Genomic DNA, 22,650 nt, shown 5'->3' on the forward strand with positions numbered 1-22,650 from the left:
TGGCTTCACCCTAAGCTTATAGCCTGGGTATTCAATGGAAGCTCCCTGAATATTCTCAAAAAATAATACTTTTAATTTATCTGATGCTAAAAAGGCTCTTTATTTATATAAAGCAAGATTTCTAACGCTTTATTGAAATAAAGAGCCTTTTTCGCACCCCGAGATATGCGTATTACTCAGGTGAACCTTCCGATGCCGATTTCGGAGAATCCGCACGTACACCTTCAGCGGCACTATCTACGCCATACGTTTCTGCCGAGCCAGCATCCTCGGTGCCCGCATTCTTCTGCGACTTCTGCCCCTGCTCTCTGCGAACCTGAACCAGCGGGATCTGCCCGGTGCTGAGGTCCTCAACCAATTCGTCAGTCAGAGTTGGGCCGTTCACCACTTGAGGCTGCGAAGCTGACGCGGAATCAGCCTCCGAGGCGTCATTCGCCGCATCGTCAGGATGCTCGGTGTAGAGGGGCACCGCATCCGTCGCCGGCTCAGCCTGCATAAGCACCCGACCCTTCTTGCGCTTGCGCCTAAAACGCTTCTTCTTGCCTGGCTTGAGCTCATGAAGCTGCACGTCAAGCCCGGATGTCGCGGTTGCTCCCGCACCCTTCGGAGGTTTACGTTCCAGGGTGTAGATAACCCGTGCAGGCTTCGGTTCCATGCCGATCTTGGCGCGCATCCAGTTGATAATACGGTCAAGCCAGTTGTAGTCTGCGGTCGCCTCAACTACCTGGTGGTTGCGCGGAATCATGCCCACATCGCTGAGCACGCGCGGATATTCATCAATCTCTTGAATGCCCGCCATGTACATGTTCTCGCGGAACTGCTGCGCGAACTCGTGCTGCCCAATAAAAAGCAGGTCAGAGTAGGTTTTCGCGGTCAGCCGCTCGGTGTACGCCTGCACGGAATCGCGGCTGCCTCGCTTGGCGCCGTAGGTGTCCCAGAAATAGAAATACACGTTATTGGCGATAATCGCCGAACGAATCTTGTTTTGTAGGTACCAGAGCCCGCCAACGGCGAGAAGCCCAATAATGATGATGACGAGCGAGCCAACCGGAATTGAATAGTCCACATAGTTATCGGCGCTGCGGGTTATAAACATGCGGTACAAATACGCACCGAACGAGATCAGCACCGGAATACCCAAGAAAATGGTGGCTATCGGAATCCAAATAAAGGCGAAAAGCCACAGAATAAGACGATAGTAAATAATGGAATCGCCAAACCCGATGGGGGTAGGCTTTACGGGAGAATGCGCGCGTTTCATCAACAGGTTGAATAGGCGGTTATTCTCGATACCGACCTTACGCAGCTTCGATTCGAGCGATGCACGCTTGAGGAAAACCCGGTAATTTTCAAGGATCTCGCGCTGTTCGGCGGTAAGTTCATCCTCGGGCGGCAGGTCGCCAATGTCGATTCCCGCTTCCGCAAGCAATTTGCTCCACAGCTCTAAGCGGGCAAGTTCCGAGGGTTTGGCTTGAGTTTGTGATTGGTAGTTTTTATAGGAGATGAAAATGGTACTGGCGCCGATGGCGAGCGTGACCATAGGCGCCATCCAGTCTTTAATATCCACGTGGTTATCCTCCCGGCGCGCGGCGACTGTAGCGACTGCCCTTGTGCGCATCCTAGTAGCCTGGATGCGCGGATGCGGCGGCAAAGAACGCGTAAGCTGACGCGGCACCTACTCGCTGAAGCTGGTACTTCTACCGTAGCATCTGAGCTTCTTTCTGCCGCGTTCATTTGGTTTCCATGTAAAATTTTATTCCCTGAATTATGCATTTTCTGCCGCCTTACCGGTATCTACCTCCGCGATAAAAAGAGCCTTTATGTGAATAAAGAGTATTTTTTACCGCTTTATTTACATAAAGGCTCTTTTTAGCAGTGAAACCGGAGTTCCGTCCTAGTGCTCTGCTTTCTCCAGTTCGGCGGGTGCCGAGTGGAGCATCCGGTAGGTGAAGACCGACAGCACCGCCAGAAGCACGGCGCTAAAGGTTGCGGTTACCAACACACCCGAATCGAATGCGGCATGCGCCGAATGCAGCAGCTCGGCACTTAGATCCGAGGGAAGCTGCCCGGCAACTGCGGTCGCGCCGCCGAGGGTTTCGCCCGCCGCATGGGCCGCATCCGCATTAAGACCGGCGGGAACCATCACCTGTGCACGGTAAATTGCGGTCAGCATGCCACCGATCACCACGGTACCCAGCACGGTGCCGAACTCATAGGCGGTCTCAGAAATCGCCGACGCAGCACCCGCCTTATTCGCTGGAACGCTGGAAAGAATTAGGTCATTCGAGATGGTCTGTGCTGCACCCACGCTCAACCCTAGGAACATGAAGGAAAGCATGAGCAGAAGGTCGTTGCGCGAACCAAAGAACACCACAAACAGGTACCCGAGGGCACCCAAGGCAAGCCCTGAAGACACAATCACCGCCGGGTGGAACCGCGAAACGAGCTTAGCGGCGTACAGGCCCGCAACAATGGTGCACGCCAGACCGGGAATCAGGAACAGTCCAGCCTGCATGGGAGAGTACCCTGAAACCAGCTGCAAATGCTGCGAGACGAAGAGCAGGAACCCAACATCTACGAACATGGCGAACAGGCTCGCCAGAATCCCCCCGGTGAACACGGTGTTTTTGAAGAGACGAACATCGAGCATGGGGGTGGTTCCCGCACGTCCGCGGCGCAGTTGACGGCGCACGAAGAAGAACCCGAATACGGTGCCAATAAGCGCGGTGGTGAGTGCGAGCGCATCCACGCCTGCCTCAGAAATATGGGTGAGGCCGAAGGTTACGCCGATCATGGCGATCATAATGAGCAGGATGCTCACCATATCGAGCGGTCCGGGGTTTGGATCCTTCGATTCGGGCACGGTCATGGGTGCTAGGGCGAGGAACGGTACGAGTACGGGTACCGCCATGAGGAACACCGACCCCCACCAGAAATGGCTCAGCAGGAATCCGCCCACGATGGGACCGAGTGCTGCACCGGCGGAGAAGCCTGCCGCCCACACGGCGATTGCGGTGCGGCGTTCTTTCGGGTCACGGAAGATGTTGCGAATGAGTGAGAGCGTGGCGGGCATGAGCATGGCGCCGAAGAACCCGAGTACGGCGCGGGCGACGACAAGCAGCAGAGCGGTGGGTGCGAATGCGGCGAGTGCTGAGATAACTGCAAACCCGACGGAACCGATCAGCAGGATTTTACGCCGCCCGATGCGATCCCCCAGGCTTCCCATAGGCACGAGCAGCCCAGCGAGCACGAGCGAGTAGGCGTCTACGATCCAGAGTTGCTCGCTGGAGGATGGTTCGAGCGCCTGCGCGATTGAGGGTACGGCGAATGCGAGCACGGTGTTATCGACCGAGACAAGCAGCACCGGCAGCATGAGCACGGTCAAAGCAATCCACCGTTTGATTTTCTGATCGGGCGCGTGAATAGGCAGCGCCTCGGTGACGGGGTATGAGTTGTTCATCGTTGTGTTCACACGCATCTGGGAGTTTTCGGCACTTGCGGCAGATGCGCCGGGCGGCAAGTGCTCATAGCCCGCAGAGGGGTTGCTGCTAGAGGCTTTGTTTAGGGTAGTAAGGATGCGCCGCGCAGACAACCACGGACACACCAACTATACCAACTAGACGGTAAAGTTTCTAATCCGTAGAATGGTTATTATGACTACCCCAGCCAGCGCCTCCAGAACCCCGTGCGACCCGCGCCAACAACTCGCGCGAGCAGATTCTAGACGCTTATGAACATCTGCTGGTACAGGCCGGTGAACGTGCCGCAACCCTTGATGCGGTCGCCGCCCAAGCGAAAGTTTCTAAAGGTGGGCTGCTCTATCATTTCGGCTCGAAAAAGGCGCTCTTCCAAGCGCTTTTAGACCGCACCCGCACCTACGCAGACGAAGACCTTGAGAAGATGCGCGCCGCACCCGAGGGGGCCAGCGCCTATTACATCAACACCTCAACCTTTCAGGGCACCCCATTCGATATATGCCTGGTTGCCCTCTCGCGGTTGGCGCAGGATAAGAACCCGGCGGCACGCGAACTCATGGACGAGATTCAGGGGCAGTGGTATGAGCTGATTCGCGCGGAGATTGGGGACGATAAGATGGCGCGCACCGTGCTTTTGCTGGGGGACGGCATGTATTACAGCGCGGCGTTTGCGGGAGGCATGGCGAACCCGGCGGCGCGCAAACGCATCAAGGCCGATCGGGATATTCTGCTGGATGCGCTCGACATTCTCAGGCGCGCAGCACGGTAGTGTTTGTATCGGTATAACACCGCGAGCAGATAGTATTTCGACGAGCAGATAACGGATTGCTATCTTTTCGTCGAAATACTATCTGCTCGCAGGCAAGAAGCAGGCAAGAAACAGCCTCTACCCCTCGAAGGTGCGGTGCAGTTTCGCCAGCGACAGCCCAATATTACGGCGGTTACGCGCGAACACACCAACCCTACGGAATACCGGCGCAGCTGGGATGAACCCAAAAATTTTCGCTTCGGAAGCATCCCAGGTTTCACGCACGGTCACGGTGCCGTCGTGGTTATCTGCGATCTCCCAGGTCCAGTAGTGGCCGGTGGGCATACGCCACGAGAGGGCCCGGTTCTTTTCGGCGCGCACGACCTTGGGAGACATGCGGTACGGCAGGCCCAGGAACATTTTTTCGGTGAAGCTATCGCCCTCGCGCAGTTCGGGGGTGCCGCCGGATATCAGTCCGCGCACCGAACCGCCTCCGTCAAGCTCGGTATGGCGAGCGGGGTCGGCAATTAGGGCGTACACATCACTTGCCGCCACCCGCAGAGTAGTTTCGGCAGAGATCATGGCGAGGTCAGTCTCAAGGAACTTTATCTGTGCAGTAGTCATACCTTTAACCCTACGCCCGTGAACACCCCACGACTAGCCGCGAGCAGGTGGTTTTTGGCCCGAGCAGGTTGGAAAATCCTACCTTGTCGACGAAATCCGACCTGCTCGTGAATCTGAAGCTCTGCCCGCGCGAGTGCATCCTGTGAAAGAATAGAAGTGTTCCGTATCTTGCGTATTAGGAGTCGTTATGATTTTTATTGTTGTGAAATTTCCCGTCAAGCCCGAATACACCGAAAAATGGCTGGATTTAACCCGCAACTTCACCGAGGCAACCCGTGCCGAACCCGGAAACAAGTGGTTTGAGTGGTCGCGCAGCGTTGAGGATCCGAACGAGTTCGTGCTGGTAGAGGCGTTCGAGGATGACGGCGCGGCGGCGCACGTGAACTCCGCGCATTTCGCCCAAGCTATGACCGATATGCGCCCGGCCCTGCGCGAGACTCCGAAGATTATCTCCCGTCAGATCGACGGCGACAGTTGGGGTGCTATGGGGGAGCTGAACATCGAGAATTAGCCGCTTTACATCAAGAGCCTGACTATGCAGCGCGTGTATCCGCCGGATGCGCGCGCCGTAAGTCGTGCGACGCCGTTTTTACCCTTAAGATGGTTATAGTGCACACAAAAATAAGTACAGGAGTCATGGATGAACTCATCACCACATTACCAAGCTGAGGTCCCCGAAGAACACGAGGTCGACCACAGTTCGGTTTCGTTAGCGGTTTCTACCGTGATTCTTGCATTACGCCACAAAAAGAATAGTGCGCGCCCAAGTCTTTGGCTGCCGCTGGTGCGCCGCCTGCGCGAGCCCTATAAGGGTCAGTGGGCGCTTCCTGGCGGTCCCTTGCAGTCCCAGCAGTCCCTAGAGCAGGCGGCGGGGTACACGCTCAAGCGCGCGACCGGTCTTGAGCCTGGGTATTTGGAACAGCTGTATGCGTTCGGTGATGTTTTGCGTGCCCCGGAGGCGCGTGCAGCGCGCATCAACGGCACGCCGGTTCCGGCGCCTGGGGCGGATCATGAGCGCGTGGTTTCGGTGGTTTATTGGGCCTCGATCCCGGCGACTGAGGTTTCGCAGACTCGCGTGCACGAAAATATTCGCTGGTTCCCGGTAGATGAGCTTCCCGAGCTGGCTTTCGACCACAACGAGATTGTGGAGTACGCCCTGTATCGCCTGCAGAATAAGGTCGAATATTCGCGTATTGCGCACTCGTTCTTGGGTGATGAGTTCACGTTGGCACAGCTGCGTGAGGTGTACGAGGCAATTCTCGGTCGCCCGTTGGATCCCGCGAATTTCCGCCGCCAGATTGCAGCTTCAAAGTCGATTATTGATACCGGCCGGCGTATTGAAGGTACCCGCCACCGCCCACCGCGCCTATACCGTTACAACACGGCGCAGGCTTATGCGGATGCGGGTCCGCTGGGCATGTACCGCGAACGCCGCGAGTCTTAGACGAGTTCCGGGAGCGGCAATTTTGTGCCGCTCAGGGGTCGTTATTTTGATCGTGTAGAGTACTGGTACCAGGTTTAAGACTGGTGGAATATCAGACACTCTGAATCCGGGGGTGTTTTCTTCATACGGGAGCAGTAAAGTGCTCCCGCCTGAAGAAAACACCCCCGTTTTTATATTCTCCGCATCATGACGTCTTGGTCAGCAGAAAATCCTGCATTAAGAACCCTTGTTACTGTGGCAAATCTGCGGTGATTGACAGAGAAGAGCCCTCAGACATTAAGTTTTGATGTCTACACATAAATAACAAAGCCAGACATGAAAAATTTTCATGTGAGCTTCTTACTAAAGCACAGTGTCAAGACAAGTTCAGCGGTATATCGGCTTTTTCAGACATAGAATCCTCACATCAGACATGAAAAGTTTTTTCTGATGAATAATTTTCGTAGATGGAGTATTATATTTTTTGTTCTCTGCGTAGAACAGGAATACACCATGGAAGGCACCCCTTACAATAACCAACCTTCACTCGCTAAACCCAATGAAAATAAAGCAGGAACCTACACACTCATAGGTTGCCTGGGCTGTGCCGGGCTGTTGGCTCTTGGCCTGGTATTTGTTGGAGTGATAGCCCTCATTGGCGCATCGTCTCCCAGCAGGCCAGCATCGGCAAGCCCCTCTGCTGTTGCTTCTTCTCACATGCCCGAAGAAGCAACCCCAGAAAGCACCGCCGCGCAACCTCCCGCCGAAGAAAAGAAAGAAGAACCGCCACAAAACACTCACACAACCACAAAGAAAAATACGCGTACTGTGACCATTGAAGCTACTGCGTCAGGCTCTGGAAATGCATCCTACGGAGGTTCAGGGTCGCATAACACCGCAAAATTTGAAAATTCATGGTCATACACCGAAGAAATTGGCAAGAGAGATTATTACAGCGTTTCCGTTAGTGGAGACATTTTCAACTCTGATGATTCACAGGTCGTCACCTGCAAACTCATAATTGACGGCAAAGTTAAATCAGAGAAAAGTGCCACCGGTAAATATGGCAGCGCTTATTGCTCTACGTTATAACCATCGAATAGACAAACTCATCACGCAGAGATCTATAATTACTGCGGTACCAATGGCCGGTACCGTTATCACACAAATTACTTACAACTATTTCTAAGGAAACACTGATGTCTCAACCTTCCGCACCTCAATACCCCATGCCCGAACCCAAGAAAAAACCTAAATGGCCTTGGTTTCTTGGTGGCGGCTGCCTGGTCATTCTCCTCATTTTTGCAGGATGCTCAGCGCTAGTTTTTGCTGGCGCAAAATCTGCGTCAGATTCCATTAGTTCTGCGTCAGCCCATGCAGACGAGGATATCAAAGTTGAGCTAGTAGCGACCTCCACCGGCGAAGGACACGTGACATATGGCACACTAGGGTCTACAAGCAGCGCAGATTTTAACGGCGAATGGAAGCAAGAAGATCAGACTAAGCGCAAAGACGGTTATAACCTCCACGTCAGTTCCACCGAAGACGGCGTAGAAGTAACGTGCAAGATCATCGTTAACGGCGAAGTTAAAGATGAGCAGAAGGCTACAGGAGACGGATACTCCAGCGCACATTGCAATCTCTCTGCCGATTTTGGATATGGAGACAAGTAACCAAAAATACCTGAAACCAGCTACCGGGACTTATTAGTAAGTAACAGTAGCTCATGGCCGAATCAGAGCTCCGGCATCTTTGAAGGTGCCGGAGCTCGATGTTTACAAGAGTTCGAGCAGAGCTTACGAGGCACTTTGTCCGACGTCAGCCTCGCGCCAGCTGGCACTAATGTGTAAATATAAAAGCTATCCGCGTATATACGCGTTCTGCAGCCTCAACGTGGAAAGGGATCGCCTAGTGACAGTCAGCAGCAGGTATGGGGCGCGGGCGGCGGAATATTGTGAGGCGCTGGGGTCGCTCGATCAGATGGAACCGACTGATATTGCCCTGATCACCTCGTGGGGCGCATCCGTGCCAGGCAGTATTCTTGATGCCGGATGCGGCCCCGGGCATTGGGCGCGCCTGCTCGCCTCCGCAGACCGGCTCGTCACAGGCATAGATGTAACTCCCGAATTTATTGCCCATGCCCGCGCCGCCTCTAGCGCCCCAAATCTTAACTTCGAGGTCATGGATATGGCACACACGCCTTATACTGACGGGTCTTTTGCGGGAATTCTTGCCTGGTATTCGCTCATTCACACGCCGCCAGCTCACCTTACCGGCACACTCACCGAGTTCTATCGGCTGTTGATTCCGGGAGGAAGCCTTCTTCTGGGGATGTTTCTGGGCGAACACGGTTTGCCCTTCACACACGCCGTAACAACCGCCTATTATGTGAGCGTTCCAGAGTTTTCCGCGCTGTGCGAGAAGGCTGGGTTTACGGTGAAAGAAGTTCACACCCGCAGCACCGGGAGGCACCGCGACCACCTGGCGATAGTAGCGCGCAAGCCAAAGATTAATGCGCCCCATGATTGACAGGCGCTATCGCCACTCCCTACACTAGAGGTTATCCGGGTCACATTCCGGATTGTCCCTATCTATTCCACCGAGGCGCACGGAAGCGCATCGGCACACGAGGAGGCACCAGCACATGAACGGCTCCCGAGCATAGCCCGGATCAAAATACCAGGTCAGAGCGCTTTTATGCGCCCACCCCACTACCCGGGCTTACGTGTATCTAAACACCGTGCTCGGGTTTTTTCATGCCCTCACGCCTAACGCGCGCTGCGCTGGCGGGGACCCGAGCACCTACTCGAAGGGACTCGGCCCATGCCACGCTACATTACACTCGACCATATTTCGTATGCGCATCCGGGTGAACCCCCGCTTTTCACCGACCTCTCCGCCGTATTTTCCGCCCCGCTCACCGGGCTTATTGGCGATAACGGCACCGGGAAAACTACCCTCTTCAGGCTTATTCTTAGCGAGATAAAGCCTAGTCACGGCACAATCAGCACCCCGCCGCGCATAGCGTATCTGCCGCAAGATTTAGGGTTGAGCGAGCATCAGCATCTTGCCGATATTTTTGGAATTACAAAAATTCTGCGAGCGCTTGATGCCCTGGAATCGGGCGACTACTCCCCTAGCCTTTATGAAACCATTGGCGACACCTGGGATGTTGAAGAGCGCACCCTCGCAGTCCTTGCCGAGTACGGTTTTAGTCCTGCGCGCACCACGGATGCCGCCGACCCGCACGCCATTCGCGACCTTCTGATGCGCCCCCTTAGCACCTTTTCGGGCGGTCAGACGGTCACTGCCGCCCTCGCCGCGCTTCTGCGCTCGAACCCCGAGTTTATCCTGCTGGATGAGCCCACAAATAACCTGGATTCCGCCGCGAAGAATCGGCTTTTCACGACTCTTGAAACCCTCACCTGCCCGGCGCTCATCATCAGCCATGACCGGGATCTGCTCGCGCATATGAACGCGATTGCCGAGCTGCACGCCGACCGTGAGGGGCGGGCGCATCTGCACACATATGAGGGCAACTACGACACCTACCGAGCGGCGCGAAAGGCTGAGCAGAGCGCCGCGCATCGCCGCGTGAACGAGGCGAAAAATGAGATGCGTAAGGCTAAGAAAGAATGGATTCGTGCCCATGAAGTTATATCACGCAATACCTCCCATGTTTGGAAAGACGACCAACCAGATACGATTCGAGCTCTTGCTAAAGATGCCTCGCGCCAAGCAGCAAACAAGCTACGCGGAACCCGTAGCTCAGACCTTTCCAAGACACAGTCTATCTATGAAGAAGCCCAAGAGAACCTGCGCGTGCAGGAGCGTATCTATCTGGAACTTGCTCAGGATGCGCTCCCGGCAGGGCGGAAGGTACTGGAATTACAGCGGGTGGGGAAAGACCCTTGCGCGTCTGCGCAACAGAGTGCCGATTTTAAGAATGCACACACCCAAAATACAGTTTCACGTGAAACACAATCTTATGAAGTTGATTATTCGTCCTGCGGCCAAGACTTTCCCAAGGCTCTTATCCTGACCGGACCCGAGCATTTGCGCATCATGGGAGCGAACGGCAGCGGCAAGACCGTGCTTCTCAACGCGATAGCGCACGCGAATGACCCCGACTACCGCTCCCCCGTGCTGCCCGCTTACCGGGTGCTCTACCGCCTGGACAACGCCGCGTATCTGCCGCAGCGCATTACGCTTGACCCTGAATGCACCCTCCTTGAAACCGTGCAGCGGGCGAACCAGGGGGCGAGCGAACAGCATCTTCGCGACCAACTGGCGCGGCTGTTGTTCAGGCGCGAGAGCGTGCATCAGCGTATTGGGGAGCTTTCCGGGGGCGAACGTTTTCGTGCCGCGCTGGCGACGATTCTGCTCACCGACCCGGTGCCGCAGCTTCTTCTGCTGGATGAGCCTACGAATAACCTGGATATTTCGTCGGTGGATTGGCTGGTGCAGGCGCTCGACGCCTATACCGGCGCGTTGATCATCGTTAGCCACGATGAGGATTTTTGCGAGCGCATCCGCATCGACCGCACACTCAGCCTTTCGGCAAAAACCCTCAGGGAGGCACCGTGCTAAACATTCTTCGTTCCATCCCGTGGGCATTCCGTATAACCCTTCACACGGCACCCATTCCCTTCCTTGCTGCGGTTTGTACGGCCCTGCTTCTCACGTTCATGCCGAGCGCGCAGGTGATGCTGGTGAATGCTGCGGTGGGTTCGGTGGCCTCCGGCGATACTGCAGCATCACTCACGTGGGCCGCGGTAATCGGTGTCCTCGTGGCGGCGTACCTTCTGGTGCAGCGGGCAAGCATGTCGCTCTTCACCATGACGAAGGCGCGCGTGAATGCCGCCGCGCATCAGAAACTCAATACCACCCTGGCGCGGGTGAATCCTGAGATGATGAATGAATCCGAGATGCAGAAGCATCTTCGTGCAGCCCGTGAATCTCTTACGAAGCAGGAGATCCCCACGCAGGCAAATTCCGTGGTGACTCTCTGTGCCGCCGTGGCGATGGTTCTGCTGCTGTGCGCGACAATTGCAGGCACGAACCTTCCGGCTGCGTTCTTTGTGGCGGGATGCATGGTTCCGCTCTCTGCCGCGATGGTTCTGCTGGCGAAACGTGACTACCGCATCTACGGGCAGGTTTATGAGGACCGCCGTGAAGAGGCATATTTTCTGGATGCGCTCACCCACCCCAGTACAGCCCGGGAAATCGCGACCCTAGGGGCCGGTGGTTTCTTCGCTGACGGTGTGGCGCGGGCACGTGATCGTGCCACCGGGCGGGAATATAATCTGGAGGCGGTGCGCGGCATCGTGGTGGGGTTCGCCGGGCTCATCTGCTCGGTGCTGCTGATGGGTGCGCTCTACTGCCTGATCGGCTCCACGGCGAGCGCGGGCGAGATTGCCGGTGCGCTGGTGGGAACGCTCACCTGTATTGCGTCCACGCAGGATGTTGGCTACGCCTTCGGGCAGGTCTCGAACGGGGCGATGTCAATTGCTCAGTACCGCGCGTTTGTGGATAATCCGCGCTATGTGCTTGCTTCAGAGACAACGCATCATAATCCGCCCGCAACCGGTGATTCTCCGCGCGAACTCACTGTACGCAATCTGAGCGTCACCTATCCCGGGGCGGATGCACCAACGCTGCACCACGTGAACCTGCATATAAAACGCGGGCAGATGGTGGCTTTGGTCGGTGCCAGCGGCACGGGCAAGACTACGCTGGTACGCGGACTTCTCGGACTGACTCCCACCACCGCAGGCAGCGTGCTCTTCGACGATACTCCGGTCGAGTCGCTAAGCATGCAACAGGTTTTTAAGCACACCACCCTGCTCAGCCAGGACTACGGGCGGTACGAGCTGACAGTGCGAGAAAACCTGCTGTTGGGCACGCACGCTCAGGGGCAGGAACCGCCCACCGATCAGCGTCTCTGGGATGCGCTCAGCAAAGCCCGTGCCGCCGAGTTCGTGCAGGCTCTACCTGCCGGTTTAGACACTCAGCTGGGTGAGCAGTGGGGCGGCGCTGGTCTATCGGGCGGGCAATGGCAGCGTTTAGCATTGGCGCGTCTGATCCTGCGTAACACTGCCCTATGGATTCTGGACGAGCCGACCAGCGCTATTGATGCCCACGCCGAAGAGCAGATTTTCGCTACCCTGCGCAAAGTTGCGGCGGATCACATGACAATTCTGGTCTCACATCGAGCCTGGACTCTCAAACACGCGGACATCATTCATGTAGTGGATCACGGAACCATCGTCGAATCGGGAACCTACACCGAACTATTAGGCGCTGGCGGGCGGTTCGCCGAAATTTTCGCCTCACAGATAAAGGATGCGCCGGAACACACGCCGTCGAACTTGCCGGTTGCTGACGGTGCCGAATCCGCAGATGACACCGGGTTCACGAAAGAAGGAACACCATCGTGTTAAAAACGATTAGACAAACTCTCTGGGCCCTGCGGTATGCGCTGCGGGCGCATCCTATTCTTGTACTCAGCTCGTTCACCCTTCTCACAGTGCTCTCGTTTCTGCCCAGCGTACAGATGCTCCTCATAGCCGCAATCACCGACTCGCTCAGCACCGGGGATACGCACACTGCACTCACGTGGGCGGGCGTAACCGGGGGCGTGCTGGCGGGTAACCTTGCCCTACAGCAGGTGTCTAATTCGCTGGATATGTCGCTGCGGGCAGGTATGGCGCAAACAGGTATCCGGGCGATCGCCCGCAGGCTCGCTTCCCTCACCCCCGAGCAGATTTCGCGCGGCTCATTTTCGCAGCGCTCGCGTGCCGCCCAGGATGCGGTCGCCAACGGTCACCTGCACACCCAAGTAACCAGCACCGGAGTACTTCTCTTCACGTTTCTTATGGTGGGTTCGCTCTGCGTCATGGTAGCTCGCGTCAGCCCTGAGGCGGCGGCATGCCTTCTGTTGTGCCTGATTCCGGTGGCGTTCGTAGCGGGACTGTACACACGGCACAACGAGCAGGCCTGGGATAGCATTTATGCGCATAATCACCGAGCCTGGTACGCTACCAACCAAATAGCCTACCCGGATACCGCTGAAGAACTTTCGACCCTGAAAGCAGGCTGGTTCTTTGCGGCACGGGCTAACCGACAACGCAGGCTGGCCGCTGACGAAGAGGTGAAACTTACCGCATATGCCCTGCGTTTGCAGGTAATATCGGGGGTAATGTGCGCAGTCTTCCTGGTGGGTGCGCTAGATTTTCTGGTGTCCTCCGGGGCGAGCGCGGGTATCATCTCTGGTGCAATAGTGGGCGCGCTTTCCGCCATGATGTCGCTGACTGCAGCGAGTCACGATATGAGCTCGCTCGGCGCCGGGGCTAACGGAATTACACGGTATAGAGAGTTTCTGGAAGGCTCCGAAAATCCGTCTCGCAAGGCGGTCGCCACTCTTGATGCGCCGCTTAGCCGCGTGCGCATCGAGAACCTTTCCATCACCTACCCCAACGCTGAAAAACCTGTGGTGCGCGGGGTATCCTTCAAGATTGAGCGCGGTCAAACAATTGCGTTCGTGGGGGCAAACGGTGCGGGCAAGACCACGCTAGTACATGGGATTCTGGGCATGCTCGCCGTTCACGAGGGGCGTGTTCTTTTCGACAACACCCCGGTGAATGCTCTCGATTCCGCCGAACGGCACCGGCTGGCAACTATTCTCACCCAGGATTTTGGACGCTACGAGCTGACGGTTCGGCAGAATCTCCTCATGGGGATTTCCGGGCGCTCCGCAACCGACGAGCAACTGTGGGATGCGCTCAACAAAGCCCACGCCGCCGAGTTTGTTCGCACCCTGCCTGCCGGTTTAGACGCTCAACTGGGTGAACAATGGGGCGGCGTTGGTCTATCGGGCGGGCAATGGCAGCGGCTCGCATTGGCTCGCCTAATTTTGCGCAATACCGACCTGTGGGTTCTGGACGAACCAACCAGTGCTATCGATGCCGAAACGGAGGAAGATATTTTCGCCTCTCTGCGCGAGATTGCGGCGGATCACATGACGATTCTGGTCTCGCATCGCGCCTGGACGCTGCGTCATGCCGACCGTATTTATGTGATGGATGCCGGTAAAATCGTTGAATCCGGCACCTACGCCGAGCTGATGGCACGCGACTCCTATTTCGCCCGGCTTTTTGCTTCACAGACAGGGTGATTACTCGGTCGCTTCAGCCAACCCCACCAATCCGGGAGAAGTTTCTTATTCCGGAGCGATGAGAATACTCCCGCTTCTACGCCTCCCGCGCACAAGGTCAAGAATCGGGTCGTTTTCCACCCGGAACATCCGTATTCTCTAGTGTTAAGACCTTGAACTAGGAGAATCTTTGAGCATCACAGACCGTTCTGCAGCGAGCACAGACCCGATCGAGCAAACCGTCCAGTTCGGGCGCATAGCCGCCGCTATCGAGTACCTATATGACCACGCCGCAGATCAGCCCACGCTCGCGCAGGTATCCCAGGCAGTTCATGTGAGCCCCGAATACCTGCAGCGGCAGTTCCAGCAGTGGGCGGGAGTGAGCCCCAAGAAAATGCTGCAGCATATCAGCCTTGAACGGGCGAAGGCGGCGCTCGCTGGGCAGCAGAGCACGCTCGATGCGGCCTGGTCGAGCGGGTTCAGCGGCACAGGGCGCCTGCACGATGCGTTCGTCACCATTGAGGGCATGACCCCCGGTGAGTATAAGAACGGCGGGGCGAACCTGCGCATCGTCTGGCGTTACGCCGCGTCCCCTTTCGGCATGGTGCTGATCGCCGCAACGGATAAAGGCATATGTCATATGGCATTCGCCGATAACCCGGATGCGGCTCTTACGAACCTGCGCGCCGAATACCCGAATGCGCAGTTGCATGAGGGCGAGCATCCTTTTCACGAGCAGGCGTTGAGTATTTTCGGTGGCGGCGGGGAGCGCATCGCCCTGCATTTGAAGGGTACGCCGTTTCAGGTGCAGGTGTGGCGTGCGCTTTTGAATATTCCGCAGGGTGCCGTGCAAAGTTACGGGTCTGTAGCTGAGAGTATTGGTCGCCCGCGTGCCGCCCGTGCCGTGGGAACCGCTGTGGGGCACAATCCGGTTGCCATGATTATTCCCTGCCACCGAGTGATTCGTGAGAGCGGGGTGATCGGGGATTACCGTTGGGGTCGCGGCCGCAAAATGGCGCTTCTCGCCCAAGAACTCGGTGCGGCCTAGCGAACATCGGTCCATCCCAGTTTTACCCGCTCCCGTTTTTACGCTTTCGAGAGCATCCCGCGAGTATGTGTGCCCCTTTGGAAGTCGGCAAAGTTCAAAGGGGTTCCGTTGACTCCCCGGTGAAAGTTACACAATTGCCATCGAGAGTCACATTTTTGTCACTTTCATTCCGTTTTTTATGCCAAAGTGACAAAAACCCGTCTGAAAGTTACATTTTGTCACCCAAAATCACCAGCTTTGTAACTTTCAGCCCGGTCAGATGTCCACATTGTCACTCTCAGAGTTACAATATTTACATGTATACGCCTGAAGAAGTAACACAAACTCTGAATGAGCTACGCCTCCTCGGTCGGGATAGCCTGACCGTTGAGGTGAAGTCGGCGCATAACGGTTACCCATCGTCCATTGCTGAGACTATCTGCAGTTTCGCCAACCTTCCTGACGGCGGCACCATCATATGCGGTGTGGACGAATCCCAAGATTTTGCTCCCGTGGGCGTTTACGATCTTGAAGATTTACGAGCGAAAATTATTGACGCCGCGCAGAATCTCAAACCAAAAATCGCGGTAGAAACCACCGATATGGGTCTGGGCGATCATCAGGTGCTCATCGTATCTGTTCCAGGGTTACCGGTACAGGAACGCCCCTGCTTTAAAGGTAATGTGGCGTATCAACGCCTCGGAGACGGTGACTACCCGATGGATAGTTACGCGCTAAGCCTTATGTATGCCCAACGCCATAAACCACAGAATGACCTACGAAATATTCCTGGCACGTCCATCAAAGATTTAGATGAGCCGTACACTGAGGACTTTCTGCGTCAGGTTCGCCTCTCCTCAGCACGTTTGCGGCATGACTCTGACCAGGAAATTCTGCACAAACGTAATGTTCTCGCCGCCGCGCAGAACGATTTAACCTTGGCCGGATTATGTGCTCTGGGGGATTATCCGCAGCAGTTTTATTCTGGGGCAAGTATTATCGGCGTAGTGTCTATGAGCGGTACAGCCCGTAATGATGACCGTTTTCGGGGCGAAGGCCCTATTCCTGCCATGCTTGAAGATGCGCTTGCCTGGCTTGTGCGTAATCTTAAAAACCGCACCGTAACAACCCCTGACGGGGCGGGTCTGATGGATGAGCCCGAAATTCCTCTAGTGGCTCTGCGCGAATTCGTGGCCAATGCCCTTGTGCACCGCAGTTATGAGCAGGATGCTTCGGGGAAGTTCGTGCAGATTTTTATTAAGCGTGGCCGTGTTGAGATCATCAGCCCCGGTGGTTTTTGGGGTATTTTACCTAGTCAGGTTGGTCTTGTGCACCGCCCTGCGGCTGTGAATGAGGCACTGTACGCTATCTGTCAGAATATTCGTCTCAGCGACGGTCGTCGGCTCATTGAGGGAGAAGGCGGGGGTATTTTGGCGGCGCAGCAGGCCTTACGCAATGCTGGTTTGCGCGAGGCTCGCATCCTTGATGAAGGTATTCAGGTACGCGTTATCATTTACCGATCCACCAACGATGCACAGTCCACACGGGAGCGACGGGCGGCACAGTCTTCCCAGCATGTTGACGTACCGCAGGAACTATCCGCCACAGAATCACAGGTGTATTCTGCCTTAGCGCAGAAGCCCGCTACGGTCACCGATCTCGTAGAAGATACCCAGTTAACCGCGCGGCAGGTTCGGTATGCACTGCCCAAATTGGTCAAACGAGGTATGGCAGAGCAGCGAGCACACTCAGGGCGTCGCGGTTCTGTATACCATCTCATCACCGTGTAGCCACTAACCCATGAGTTCTATAGCGCAAAGCGGGTGCCCGGCGCCTCTTCTAACGAAGGCACCGGGCACCCGCCCGTATACGATACGCCCTGAGTGCGAGCGCACGTTAATCCTTAAGGACTACTCGGGAAGCACCAGACCCTTGGTCTGCGACACTGCACGGGCGAAGCGCTCAGCGACATCTGCCCAGTTCACGATGTTCCAGAATGCCTTGACGTAGTCGCCCTTCACGTTCTGGTAGTCCAGGTAGAAGGCGTGCTCCCACATATCGAGCTGCAGAACGGGAATCAGTGCCACCGAGATGTTGCCCTGCTGGTCGTACAGCTGCTCAATGATGAGGCGCTTGCCCACGGTGTCCCAGGCGAGAATTGCCCAGCCGGAGCCCTGAATGGTGAGGGCAACGTTGGTGAAGTGCTCACGGAACTTGTCGAAAGAACCGAAGAACTCGTCGATAGCCGCTGCGAGCTCGCCGGTGGGCTTGTCGCCGCCCTCGGGGGAAAGGTTCTTCCAGAAGATGGAGTGGTTGGTGTGACCACCCAGGTTGAAGGCAAGATCCTTGGATAACTTGGAAACGTTGCCGTAGGAGCCGTTTGCGCGTGCTTCCTCAAGCTGCTCTAGGGCTGCGTTTGCGCCTGCAACATAGGCTGCGTGGTGCTTATCGTGGTGCAGCTCCATGATCTTTGCGGAGATGTGGGGTTCGAGCGCCGCGTAGTCGTAGGGGAGCTCGGGAAGAGTGTACTTTTCAGCCATGGTGTATGCCCTTTCATTCAGAAGATGGCGTCGTTACAAGGGTACCAGCGTTTGCCTGCGAGTTCAGTGGGTTCTGGGCATTGTGCGGGGATGCTGTGCATAGGGTGGAGAAAGTTTTCCACAGGGGTGGATAAACCCGTGGATTTTATTTCAAATTCATCACGATTTCGGAGTATTTGCCGGATTTTTGCGGGATTCAGACCCGCAAATAACAGGTATGTAAGTTATCCACGCTGTGGATAAACTTTGTGGATAACCCATAATGATATTCTCTGTCGCGCATAGATAGGGACGATTTATGACGCCAAAAGCCGAAAATTAGTGTCGTTATGTTACGTGTAATTTTTACCGTGTTCGCTGTTTTTTAGCGTCTTTTCGCCCATAAAAACTCACGTGCTAGTACCGCATATAGTTTTCATAAGCAGAATTTAGTGTGTGCATAATGCACAACCTATTCTGTGGATAATGACCGGTGGAAATTGTTCACAAAGTTTTCCACAGGTGTGGAAAGTATCTGTTTAAAACTTGTCTCGACATCCTCAAAATTCTGGATGCGTCCACCGAAGATTTTCATCTCAGAGTTATTTTTGTGTATTTGCACGGATTAACGGGTGCGTTCTAAGACACAGTGGGCGTGATGCGTGTGTGAGCCAGATTCCCTAATAACAGTCGTGTAAATTCTCCACAGTGTGGAAAAGTACTGTGGATAAAGCCTCGGGAAGAGTTCATTGGGGGTCATATCAGCCGCATCTCCCAGAGCACGCTTACACTGCCTGCCCCTGTCGTTCCGCGTCGTGAGAGAGGTGCCTTTACCCTGTGAATGTCAGAATGCGCAGGAACGCGACACGCCGGGCGCATCCTGCTCTGATGGGGTATTAAGGTATGGATCTGGCGTACTGTGTGCGATCCCGCACGGCCCACTATGCACCACGCCGTGCAGAAAGGCATGAAAAATCCCCCAAGACCGTGACTGTCGGGGAAAAAATTAATAGAAAACCCCCGAAATATCGGGGGATTAGAGGGGTAGACACCGCATAATCTTTTTGATGTGCGCTTGCCCACCTATGAGGCATTCTTGCTAGTGTGGGCGGGGTGCTTAGGGTATTCTTAAAAAGAACGGCGCGGGAACCGCCCAACCACGAACAGTACCCGCACCGCACAACCGCCGGTAGAAATGCAGGTTACCTGCACACCGACGACAATCACCGATAAATAGAGAGTCGAACCCTGTCGGTTTGAGCTTCCGGTCTCGCCCCGCGGGCTTCTTTTTCGACCCCGTTATGCATACCAGTGTACACGCTTATTTATCATGTGCAAACCCAAATGGTATTTTTTCCCAAATTTTTTTAATCATTTTGTAATATTCCTGGCGAGTACTACCTAAGTGGCCTCAAAATTTTACCTTCTTTACGTGTAAAACCTTGAATTATCAAGTATTTTTTACAGGTAATCATTACAATGATTTCATTCGGGAAGCGCTATTTCCCGGGCAAATTGTCGAAGACACGCCGACAATGGTGTGACGTATTTCGGACAAATTTGTGCCGTCAGTGTGTACTTTAAGGAAAGACATACCAAGTTTTGAGCAATATCTGAGGGTTTGCTGTCTTAACAAGTACAATGAACTTTACACACCTTATATATGCGCTCAGTTTAAAAGCTGGAGGTGCGAGGAGGAACACTCATGCCCAAACAAGCAACCACCGTCTCTGGCGATCTTCCAGAGAAGGCGGAGCCCAAATGGCTAAATGAAGAAGAACGTGAGGGATGGCTGTTTATCAGCTCGATCATCTTCAACCTCACACGGCAGCTCGATAATCAGCTTCAGCAGGATGCCGATTTGAGCTATGTCGAGTACATGGTACTTGTTGGACTCTCAGAGTCAGAGGATCATGAGTTAACAATGACGCAGCTGGCACTGGCCACAAATACTCTGCCAGCGCGTCTTTCGCGCGTGGTCGCCAGACTGGAGAAAGACGGGTACGTGTCCCGGTCACTCAGCGCCGAAGACCGCCGCGTCAGCATTTGCCATCTGCTTCCTCAGGGTTTGCAGAAGCTTCAGGATGCGGCACCCGGTCACGTAGCACAGGTACGTCACGAGATTTTCGACCACCTCACGGAAGATCAGGTGCGTGCTTTAGCTAATATCGGCGAAAGCATCTTGGGAGATACGCCTTCTAAACTTATTTCATCGTCGAGTTTGCGGCGCGGAAGTTACCCCGCCTAAGCCTGCGCGAACGAATACATCCGGATTTTCCGAGGCTTGCGAGCACATCATAACGGTTTTGTTGTGGTGTGATAGACCGAACTCAGGAACCCCTAAATACGCCTCCAGATTAGCCTTTTCTCTCTATACAGTGCTGATTCAGCCCTCTATGATGGGTTCGACAGCGTTGCACTGCACCCTACGCGAATAGAACACACACCCTAATTCAAGGAGAGAAAAGTTATGTCTAAGTCCTTCTACGATCTGCTCAACGAACAGATCGGTCACGAGTTTGCCGCATCCCACCAATACCTTTCAATGGCGATTTGGCTTGATGGTGAGGACCTTCCCCAGTTGGCGCGTTACTTCTACCGCCAGTCTTTGGAGGAGCGCGGGCACGCCCTCATGATGGTTCAGTACAAGCTGGATCGCGGCCACAAGGTTGAGATTCCCGCAGTTCCGAGCGTCAAGAATGACTTTAAAGATGTTCAGGAGATCGTGGATCTTTCCCTGGCGCAGGAAAAGGAAGTCACCGGTCAGATCGAGGCTCTTTTCTCCGCAGCACGCAACGAAAACTATGCTCTGGGTGAGCAGTTCATCCTCTGGTTCCTGAAGGAACAGGTTGAGGAAGTTGCATCGATGGAAACCCTCGTCACCATCGTGAAGCGTGCAAACGGAAACCTCTTCGACATCGAAAACTATGTGGCTCGTGAGCTCGATGAGTCGCACGGCGAAGACAGCTCCGCTCCTGCCGTTGCAGGTTCCTAAGGTGCCTCACACCTCATAATTGCATAATTTTTATATTCTCGCTCCGAGCCAATATTACGGCAGGGGCGAGAATATTTATATTAACCCTGAAATTTCAATTACGTTATAGAATATATGCCCAAAATGGCATATATTGGTTAAGTATATTTATACTTTTAGAAGCAAAAAATACCATCTTCCAGGTAGGAGCGTTAGAATAGTAAAGATTATTCCTATCGGAGGATAACTACAGAGAATATGACCCAATCACAGACACCGAACTCAGAAAATACAGTTTTCAGCCGCGGATCCTACAGCAACTCTAAGCGAGTTGCAGATATTTTGCGCACGGAGTCCGTGGGCGGCAGCATCCTGCTGGTGGCGACCGTCCTCGCGGTAGTTCTTGCCAATACCCCACTGGCAGATGTTTATTTTGGGGTGCGCGATACCGTTATAGGCCCCGAAGTTCCAGGGTTTCACCACCTTCACATGAAGATAGGCACCTGGGCGGCAGATGGTCTCTTGGCAATATTCTTCTTCCTGACCGGTCTTGAACTCAAAAAAGAGTTCGCGATCGGTGACCTCAAATCACCGGCAACCGCGATCGTTCCCATCGCAGCAGCCTTCGGCGGCGTGATTACCCCCGCCATCATCTACACCGCTATCAACTTCAGCAGCCCCACAGCTATACATGGCTGGGCCATTCCCACGGCAACCGACATTGCCTTCGCGGTCGCCGTATTGGCGGGCGTGGGAACGTTCCTGCCCTCGGCAATGCGCATCTTCCTTCTTACCCTGGCAGTGGTTGATGACCTGATCGCTATCTGCATTATTGCAATCTTCTACACCGGCACATTCCACGGCGAATACCTGCTCCTTGCGATCATCCCTATCTCGCTGTTCGCCTTTATCGCCTATCGTGGCGAAAAAATGCTGCACCTCAAGCCCGCCGCGGCGTGGATTCTGCTTCTGCCCCTGGGTTTTATCACGTGGGCGCTTTTCCTTGAATCCGGTATTCACGCAACTATTGCCGGCGTGGTGCTTGGTTTCTGTGTTCCGGTTAAATTCAATAAACGTACCGAAGCTGCGGGCGCGGATGCTGGTCTCGCCGAGGTTTTCGAGCATCGTTTTCGCCCGCTTTCCACGGGTATCTGCGTGCCGGTCTTCGCCTTCTTTAGCGCCGGTGTTGCTATGGGCGGTTTTGACGGTCTTAAGCGGGCCCTCACCGACTCAGTCTCCCTGGGTATTATGTTCGCCCTAGTTTTCGGCAAGACCATCGGTATTACGGGAACCACCTGGCTGGTTACCAGGTTCAGGCACGCCAACCTAGACCCGGATGTGCAGTGGATTGACGTCATAGGTCTTGCGGTTACCGGCGGTATCGGCTTTACCGTATCGCTTCTGGTGGCAGAACTGTCATTCACCGGTGGATCGCCGCACGGTGAAGACGCCAAAATTGCTATTCTCTTCGGTTCAGTAGCCGCCGCAATTCTGGGTGCTCTGATTCTCTCCCGCCGTAATAAGCACTACCGTTTACTGGCGGAAAAGGAGAGCGTGGATGCCGATATGGATGGCATTCCGGACGTGTTCCAGCAGCGTAAATCACAATCCTAGATGGTCTGTCTTCGGTGGAGAGACATCGGTGAATACCCTGCTCTACTATTAAGAATCCGGTGGTGACATTCATAAGAATCACCACCGGAT

18 protein-coding genes and 1 pseudogene are annotated in these 22,650 nt (G+C 54.9%); 15 read left to right on the forward strand and 4 right to left on the reverse strand.

Annotated features, from left to right (window positions below):
• Positions 1–172: 172 nt before the first annotated feature.
• Together HMPREF2756_RS06895 and HMPREF2756_RS06900 are read right to left on the reverse strand one after the other, a co-directional pair.
• Entirely contained in the window at positions 173–1,675 is a 1,503-nt protein-coding gene (locus HMPREF2756_RS06895) for a CoA-disulfide reductase (protein ID WP_246825878.1), read from the reverse strand.
• 219 nt (positions 1,676–1,894) lie between these two features.
• Positions 1,895–3,460, reverse strand: coding sequence for an MFS transporter (locus HMPREF2756_RS06900; protein ID WP_070619776.1), 1,566 nt, complete (start codon positions 3,458–3,460; stop codon positions 1,895–1,897).
• Between the two features lie 281 nt (positions 3,461–3,741).
• Here HMPREF2756_RS06900 and HMPREF2756_RS11515 point away from each other — a divergent pair.
• A pseudogene (locus HMPREF2756_RS11515) lies at positions 3,742–3,798 on the forward strand (hypothetical protein); the annotation flags it as partial.
• A gap of 102 nt (positions 3,799–3,900) precedes the next feature.
• Positions 3,901–4,245, forward strand: a complete 345-nt coding sequence (locus HMPREF2756_RS11520; RefSeq protein ID WP_246825879.1) for a hypothetical protein — start codon at positions 3,901–3,903, stop codon at positions 4,243–4,245.
• A 117-nt stretch (positions 4,246–4,362) separates the two neighbouring features.
• Here HMPREF2756_RS11520 and HMPREF2756_RS06910 read toward each other — a convergent pair whose 3' ends face one another.
• Positions 4,363–4,848, reverse strand: a complete 486-nt coding sequence (locus HMPREF2756_RS06910) for an SRPBCC family protein (RefSeq protein ID WP_070619704.1) — start codon at positions 4,846–4,848, stop codon at positions 4,363–4,365.
• A gap of 187 nt (positions 4,849–5,035) precedes the next feature.
• Between HMPREF2756_RS06910 and HMPREF2756_RS06915 the strand changes: the two genes are divergently transcribed.
• The 10 genes from HMPREF2756_RS06915 to HMPREF2756_RS06960 all read left to right on the forward strand — a co-directional run bounded on the left by HMPREF2756_RS06915 (position 5,036) and on the right by HMPREF2756_RS06960 (position 17,243).
• On the forward strand, positions 5,036–5,359 hold the full coding sequence (locus tag HMPREF2756_RS06915) for a putative quinol monooxygenase (RefSeq protein WP_048751111.1): 324 nt from the start codon (positions 5,036–5,038) through the stop codon (positions 5,357–5,359).
• Positions 5,360–5,488: 129 nt separating this feature from the next.
• Positions 5,489–6,292 (forward strand): NUDIX hydrolase, encoded by an 804-nt coding sequence (locus HMPREF2756_RS06920; protein WP_070619706.1) that lies wholly within the window; start codon positions 5,489–5,491, stop codon positions 6,290–6,292.
• 429 nt (positions 6,293–6,721) lie between these two features.
• A complete protein-coding gene (locus HMPREF2756_RS11525) occupies positions 6,722–7,363 on the forward strand; it encodes an MmpS family transport accessory protein (RefSeq protein ID WP_246825880.1) in 642 nt (213 codons plus the stop codon).
• 107 nt (positions 7,364–7,470) lie between these two features.
• Complete coding sequence (locus HMPREF2756_RS06930) at positions 7,471–7,944, forward strand: MmpS family transport accessory protein (RefSeq protein ID WP_070619709.1); 474 nt, start codon at positions 7,471–7,473, stop codon at positions 7,942–7,944.
• Positions 7,945–8,182: 238 nt separating this feature from the next.
• A complete protein-coding gene (locus HMPREF2756_RS06935; RefSeq protein WP_246825881.1) occupies positions 8,183–8,800 on the forward strand; it encodes a class I SAM-dependent methyltransferase in 618 nt (205 codons plus the stop codon).
• Positions 8,801–9,094: 294 nt separating this feature from the next.
• Positions 9,095–10,861, forward strand: a complete 1,767-nt coding sequence (locus HMPREF2756_RS06940; protein WP_070619712.1) for an ABC-F family ATP-binding cassette domain-containing protein — start codon at positions 9,095–9,097, stop codon at positions 10,859–10,861.
• Positions 10,855–12,714: an ABC transporter ATP-binding protein gene (locus HMPREF2756_RS06945; RefSeq protein WP_070619715.1), complete on the forward strand. Its 1,860-nt coding sequence runs from the start codon at positions 10,855–10,857 to the stop codon at positions 12,712–12,714. Before HMPREF2756_RS06940 ends, HMPREF2756_RS06945 begins: the two co-directional genes overlap by 7 nt.
• A complete protein-coding gene (locus HMPREF2756_RS06950) occupies positions 12,708–14,447 on the forward strand; it encodes an ABC transporter ATP-binding protein (protein WP_070619717.1) in 1,740 nt (579 codons plus the stop codon). The genes HMPREF2756_RS06945 and HMPREF2756_RS06950 overlap by 7 nt, the downstream gene beginning before the upstream one ends.
• A gap of 169 nt (positions 14,448–14,616) precedes the next feature.
• A complete protein-coding gene (locus HMPREF2756_RS06955) occupies positions 14,617–15,474 on the forward strand; it encodes a bifunctional transcriptional activator/DNA repair enzyme AdaA (protein WP_070520941.1) in 858 nt (285 codons plus the stop codon).
• 296 nt (positions 15,475–15,770) lie between these two features.
• Positions 15,771–17,243, forward strand: a complete 1,473-nt coding sequence (locus tag HMPREF2756_RS06960) for an RNA-binding domain-containing protein (RefSeq protein WP_070619721.1) — start codon at positions 15,771–15,773, stop codon at positions 17,241–17,243.
• Between the two features lie 120 nt (positions 17,244–17,363).
• On the opposite strand, the gene HMPREF2756_RS06965 is transcribed toward HMPREF2756_RS06960, so the two are convergent.
• Complete coding sequence (locus tag HMPREF2756_RS06965) at positions 17,364–17,993, reverse strand: superoxide dismutase (protein WP_006886979.1); 630 nt, start codon at positions 17,991–17,993, stop codon at positions 17,364–17,366.
• Positions 17,994–19,677: 1,684 nt separating this feature from the next.
• Between HMPREF2756_RS06965 and HMPREF2756_RS06970 the strand changes: the two genes are divergently transcribed.
• From HMPREF2756_RS06970 to nhaA, 3 genes are all read left to right on the forward strand, one after another.
• Entirely contained in the window at positions 19,678–20,220 is a 543-nt protein-coding gene (locus HMPREF2756_RS06970) for a MarR family winged helix-turn-helix transcriptional regulator (RefSeq protein WP_070619724.1), read from the forward strand.
• 222 nt (positions 20,221–20,442) lie between these two features.
• Positions 20,443–20,967 carry a ferritin gene (locus tag HMPREF2756_RS06975; protein ID WP_013398195.1) on the forward strand — a complete coding sequence of 175 codons (525 nt, stop codon included), beginning with the start codon at positions 20,443–20,445 and terminating at the stop codon, positions 20,965–20,967.
• A gap of 237 nt (positions 20,968–21,204) precedes the next feature.
• Positions 21,205–22,560, forward strand: a complete 1,356-nt coding sequence (nhaA, locus tag HMPREF2756_RS06980) for a Na+/H+ antiporter NhaA (protein WP_070619726.1) — start codon at positions 21,205–21,207, stop codon at positions 22,558–22,560.
• The last annotated feature ends 90 nt before the right edge of the window (positions 22,561–22,650 follow it).

Source organism: Rothia sp. HMSC067H10 (assembly GCF_001810635.1).
In the GTDB taxonomy this organism is placed as follows: domain Bacteria; phylum Actinomycetota; class Actinomycetes; order Actinomycetales; family Micrococcaceae; genus Rothia; species Rothia dentocariosa.